The sequence below is a fragment of the Geitlerinema sp. CS-897 genome (assembly GCF_028368005.1).
In the GTDB taxonomy this organism is placed as follows: Bacteria; Cyanobacteriota; Cyanobacteriia; order Cyanobacteriales; family Geitlerinemataceae; genus Baaleninema; species Baaleninema simplex.
In genome coordinates this window covers 1-5,459 of record NZ_JAQNCQ010000085.1, presented here as the reverse complement: position 1 = coordinate 5,459, position 5,459 = coordinate 1, and the positions used below count along the sequence as shown (strand labels likewise).

The window sequence follows — 5,459 nt, the reverse complement described above, 5'->3', positions numbered from 1 at the left end:
CAAACTGCGCCGAAGAGTGGTTTCTTGACGAAGAACATTCAACGCCCAGCGGCGGAGTAAAGATAAATTGTGAGGACTATGACCAGAACGAATCCGACAGGAATCTTCATTAAAAGTCACATCTAAAACCCAATGAACTTGGTTTTCAATTCCCCAGTGCTGTCGAATAATCTTGCCTAAAAGAGAAGCATTAGCAGGAAGAGAAGACAGATAAAACTGGACTTCCCGAGTCGTTTTATTCCAAAGATGACGAATTCGTTCGACCACGACAATGGTTTGAAGTCCGCACCATTGTTCTTGATGATGAAGATGGGTAAATTGGGAAACGGGAATCGCCCAAACTCGTCGTTTTTCAACACGATGATGTCCTTTTTCAAGGCGTTGTTCGTAGCTCACTTCGCTTGGGTAATCCGAACAATTTCTTAAGGATTCAAACTTTTCTTCAATTTGAGTGTAAAGCGTAGAATGATTCTTTTTTAAGGCGAGGACATAATCAGCTTTTTGGGCTTGAATTTGTTGAACAATTTTAACTTGAGTCCCCATAGCATCAATCGTGACGACAGCTCCTTGAATATCTAACAACTTTAATAAAGTGGGAATTGCCGGAATTTCGTTGGACTTATCTTCCACCTTGACTTGTCCCAAAATGAGTTGTTGCTTCCCCGCCCAAGCGGTCAGTAAACTTAATGCTTTAATCCCCTTTTCTCGGTCATAAGAGCCTCGAAGACATTTACCATCGATCGAGACCACTTCTCCCACTAAAGACCCCAGAATCCCTTGAAGCCATTGGGCTAATATTCGCTCTAATTCCGTGGGGTTTATTCGTTCAAAAACTCGCCGAAACGTATCATCGGAAGGAATTCCATTGGTTAAGGTTAAAAATTCTTTTAACCAGACATATTTACTAAGTCCGTAATTTTCCATGTCTTCCCAGCCTTTGGCGCCGGCAATAACGGCTAAAATTGCTATCACTAAAATATCTTTTAATAAATGTTTTTGAGTTCGAGGTGAGCGAGGGTCTTTAATTTCTTCGACATAACTCAATAAATTGTCTTGTACTTCAGAGATAGAGGGGATAGATTGAAGTCGAGTTTCGGTCTTTTTGTTTTTCGTTTCAACTTTAGGGGCAAAACCTTTAGCCATAATCTTGAATTCAAAATACTCTTAATTGGGATGCATCTCGATCTTAACCAAATTTATTCAATCTAGCTCGATCGACATTTTGTTTTGTTTGTCAAGTAAATTGGCTACAAAATTAGATGAGCTTACCCTGATACAATCGTCCCAACACTTTTTGATGGTTCCAGTGGGGCGCACGGGTCACGAAGAGTTCTCCGTCGATAATTTCATGGCAGTTTTCAGTGTTGGGCAATAACTCGAGATCGCGGATTGTAAATCGGATGCGATCGATCTTTTGAAGTTCTGTACTCACAACCTTAACTCTCCGATTCTTAGTATCCACTCTGTTTCAATAGTTTCCAAAAACTACGGCCGAATCAAATTTCGCTCGGATTTTCGGTAGTTTTTCAACAGTCGCGATTGTTGAATCGGTCGGTACACCAACATTGCAACGAGGGGAATCGCGGTGATTCCCGTAACCGCCAGCCATACCGGATAAAAACTTCCTTCGCGCAATAACGAACCGACTCCAATTCCGAACGCTACCGTCGATAGCGGCATCGCCGTCGCCACCCCATCGCCAAAACCGCGTTTGTGCATGAACCGAAACGTTTCGATAATTCCCCAAACACACAATGCTGGAACGAACAGCAACACCACACCGATAAGGGCGAGGAAAAAGATCGACGCCACGAGTTTCAGCGTAAAACTTACGAGAATTGGGGAGATAGCAATAAATTTAAATGCAGCAACCGTAACGACGATCGGCATCACCACGAGAACCGTCACCGTCAACCAAAGCTGTTTGTCGCGAAACGGATGAAATTCTCGCGATTCGGATTTTTGAAGATCTGAATTTTCCGAGTTGGAAGATTGAGGTGGAAGCGGAGTTTTCATCGGTTCCTCACAGCTACATCGACCAAAAATTATCGATCGATCGCACGATCGATCTCGCTACAAACAGCGTCGCTCCCCACCAACCATTAACGCTAAACGACAACACCGCAGCCACTGCAAACAACACCAACAACCGACGAAACGGGGGAACGGGAACGCGAATCGGGGCTGGGGCTGTTTTGACCGTTAAATTCACAGTGGCAGTTTCGGGTTCAGCGTTGCTACAAAACTTCAGTTGACGGTGATAGACAGCGTCCGCCTGTAACTTTCCCGTATCTACTTTAATTTTACATAGGCTGCGATTGCCCTCGATGCGATCGGGTTCGACGCGAATCCAATGGTGTTTTTCTGGCTTACTGGGCAAATCCTTCGGATGGGAGACGAACTCCCAACGCCCCACCAATACCGTATCGGGAACGCGGTTACTCAACATCACCGTCGCCGTGAGAGTTTCCCCCAACTTCGTCGCCACCAATTCCAGACTGTCGGGTTTGGCGTTGACGGTGGGAGCCCGATTTACGTAAATGGGTTTTAACGCTTCAAGTGCGTCGCTGGCGTTGGCGTAACGTTTGGCAGGAACGGGTTGCACCATGTTTTCTAGCCACGCAATCCAGGGCAAACTAACTTTGGGAACGCGGGATTTGAAATCGATGCGATAGTTTTCGTCCATTAACTCGCCGATATCTGCCGATTTCGTTCCGGTTAGCAGACAAATCAGCGTTGCCCCCACGCCGTATAAATCCGAGGCTTCCGTCAGTTGGCGGTTGAAGAGTTGTTCGGGGGGCATAAATCCCAGAGTTCCCTTGACGACGCTACTCATCGCCACTTCGCCGTCGCCGATGCGGGCAAAGCCGAAATCCACCAAATATACCTGCAAGTCGTCGGAGACGAGGACGTTTTCCGGTTTGATGTCGCGGTGGATGACGGGGGGAATGCGGTTTTGTAAGTAAATGAGGATGGAGAGGAGGGAAACGGCGATTTGTTTGACCTCTTCCGGGTCGAAACTGCGAGGTTCGGCGAGAGAAGGGGCGTTTTTGTACTCTTGAACCAGACAGAAGCCGTCATCGGTTTCAAAGGAGTCGAGATAGCGGGGAATTCCGGGGTGGTTGAGTCCTCGCAGCACTTGAATTTCCCGTTCGTAGGCGTCGTAAACTGACCATCCGGCGGTTGAGGCAAATTGGAATTGTTTCAACACCACGGACTGCTGGGTGTCGAGTTCTGTGGCGAGGTAGGTGACGCGGCCGCCGCTGCGGTTGCTGCCGAGTTCGCGTTGGATGCGGTATCCGCGAGGCTGGAAGTCGGGGAACGGGTTCATAGGGGAGAGTCGAATCGCCTAGTTTGTATTGTTACATTTTCAAATCGGGAACGGCGAAAACTTTGAGATTTCAGGGCGATCGCGTTTTTTGGAGGCTCGATACCTTTTTGAATGTCTTTTACGGTTTTGAATGTGTTTTTGAGTCGATCGCTATGTAACGATCTGAACGGGCAAAGATGCGATCGCAATTCTTTTTTTAGCGAAGAGTCCCGATATCCCGTTCGGCTCGATCGTCTCCTTGAAACGGTTTTTATTACCATCTCTATTGAAGAAGTAGCTATTTTTTTTATAAATCTTTAAGATATAGAAGACTCGAGGGATTGGAAAATCGTTGCACGTCTCGTCCCGAATCAACCTTCGCCGTCCGCTCAAGTTCGTTCCTCCAGCGAGACCAACAGCCGATGATACGACTTCAAAAATCCGGGGCGATCGCCATACTTGTCGGTAGCTTGTGTCTCGTCATGGGATGCGCCGCCGATCGCGAAGAAACCGCCCAAGCCCAAAGCGATCGGAGCGATCGAACCGTCACTGTCGATGTCGCCGTAGCAGAGGCGCAACAGCAAACCGACGAACTCACCTATAGCGGCACCACTCAACCCGCCCGTCGCGTCTCCCTTCGCGCCCGCAGCGACGGACAGTTACTCGATCTCACCGTCGAAGAAGGCGATCCCGTTTTCCAAGGACAGGTACTCGCCCAAATCGAAGATACCCTGCTACTGTCGGAACTGGCAGCCGCCGAAGCGGAAGTGGGGGCGAGACAAGCCGAAGTCGAAGAGGCCCGCAGTCAAACCACTGAGGCGCGAGTGCGAGTCGAAGAAATTCGCGCCGAACTCGAACAGGCGAGAGCGGACGCCCGCCGTTTCAGCCGTCTCGCCGTACAAGGGGCGATTCCCCAACAAAACGCCGAAATTGCCCGAACCGCCGTTCGCACCCTCGAACAACAACTTCTGGCCGCTGAGGAACAAGTACGAATTCGCGATCGCACCATCGATGCAGCGCAACAACGAGTTAACGCCCAACAAGCCCTCGTCAACGGCATCGAACAACGACTCGCCTATACCGATGTTTTAGCCCCGTTTGGCGGAATCGTCCTCGATCGCGTTCTCGAACCCGGCGATATCGTACAAACCGGAGACACGATCCTCGAATTGGGAGATTTCAGCGAAATCGAAGTTCGCATCGAAATCCCCGATCGCGATCGAGAACGAGTTTCCCTGGGACAATCCGTCGAAGTCAATCTCGACGCCTTCCCCAGTCGCAGCTTTAGCGGACGAGTCTCGCAGATTTTCCCCATCGCCGATCCCGTCGCCCGACTCATCCCCGTGAAAATCGTCCTCAGCAACGCCGAACTCGGCAACGAACCCATCGGTAGCGGACTTCTCGCCCGTGTCACTCTCAATACACCGCCCAAATCGACAGTTTGGATTCCCGACAGTGCCTTAGAGGTGAGTGCGGAGGGGGACAACACTTTATTTATTGTCGGCGATAACCAACCCGAAACCGCCGTTCGCGCCCGTTCTGTGCAGTTGGGCGATCGCAAAGATGGAAAAGTAGAAATTCTCGAAGGTTTAGTTCCGGGCGATCGATTTGTGGTTCGCAGCGATCGCCCCCTCAGCGATGCCCAAATCGTTCGCCCAAGCTTTCTCAGCGAACCAGAATAACCGCCGTAGAATGCGTGTTTTACAATGAACCGTGCAAAGGAAAAAGTGTAGGGTGGGAATTCCTCTTTAACCCTTCACTCTATATTCTTAACTCTTCTATGAAAGAGGCGCACCACTAAAACGTACACCGCTTCAATCGTCTTGAGATGAAGATTTGTACTGTTATGGTTGAAAATCATCTTTTTTATTTTAAATAGTATTTAAATTACATTGACGCTAAATATAGCGATTTGTATTTTCTTGTCGAATATTTTGTATGAAATAAAAATGAATCGATTCACAAGTTTAAATTGCGAGATTTCGTATTTTTAGATTTTTTGATAAATTCGCCAATTCAAGTTTGAAATGCAACGGTCTCCGATCCCTGACTATAAAATACCTCAGAAGGGGTTCGATAGTCAAGAGATTTTCGAGGACGATCGTTGAGTAAATCTACTGCTTTTTTGACCGCATCTGGTGACAAGATT

General features: G+C 48.2%; 4 protein-coding genes and 2 pseudogenes. 1 reads left to right on the top strand and 5 read right to left on the bottom strand.

Features of this window, described 5'->3' with window-relative positions; translation table 11 throughout:
• From POG22_RS04325 to POG22_RS04310, 4 genes and pseudogenes are all read right to left on the bottom strand, one after another.
• A partial coding sequence (locus tag POG22_RS04325; protein ID WP_498903829.1) for an ISAs1 family transposase occupies positions 1 to 1,143 on the bottom strand: 1,143 nt, incomplete at its 3' end.
• Between the two features lie 130 nt (positions 1,144 to 1,273).
• Positions 1,274 to 1,411: pseudogene (locus POG22_RS04320) on the bottom strand (Uma2 family endonuclease); the annotation flags it as partial.
• Positions 1,412 to 1,485: 74 nt separating this feature from the next.
• Positions 1,486 to 2,016, bottom strand: coding sequence for a hypothetical protein (locus POG22_RS04315; protein WP_498903827.1), 531 nt, complete (start codon positions 2,014 to 2,016; stop codon positions 1,486 to 1,488).
• Between the two features lie 13 nt (positions 2,017 to 2,029).
• Positions 2,030 to 3,331, bottom strand: coding sequence for a serine/threonine protein kinase (locus POG22_RS04310; RefSeq protein WP_498903826.1), 1,302 nt, complete (start codon positions 3,329 to 3,331; stop codon positions 2,030 to 2,032).
• A gap of 401 nt (positions 3,332 to 3,732) precedes the next feature.
• Between POG22_RS04310 and POG22_RS04305 the strand changes: the two genes are divergently transcribed.
• The gene (locus POG22_RS04305; RefSeq protein WP_063714647.1) at positions 3,733 to 4,992 is read left to right on the top strand and encodes an efflux RND transporter periplasmic adaptor subunit; all 1,260 of its coding nucleotides are present in this window, start codon (positions 3,733 to 3,735) and stop codon (positions 4,990 to 4,992) included.
• A gap of 334 nt (positions 4,993 to 5,326) precedes the next feature.
• On the opposite strand, the pseudogene POG22_RS04300 reads toward POG22_RS04305, so the two are convergent.
• Positions 5,327 to 5,459, bottom strand: a pseudogene (locus tag POG22_RS04300) (IS30 family transposase); the annotation flags it as partial.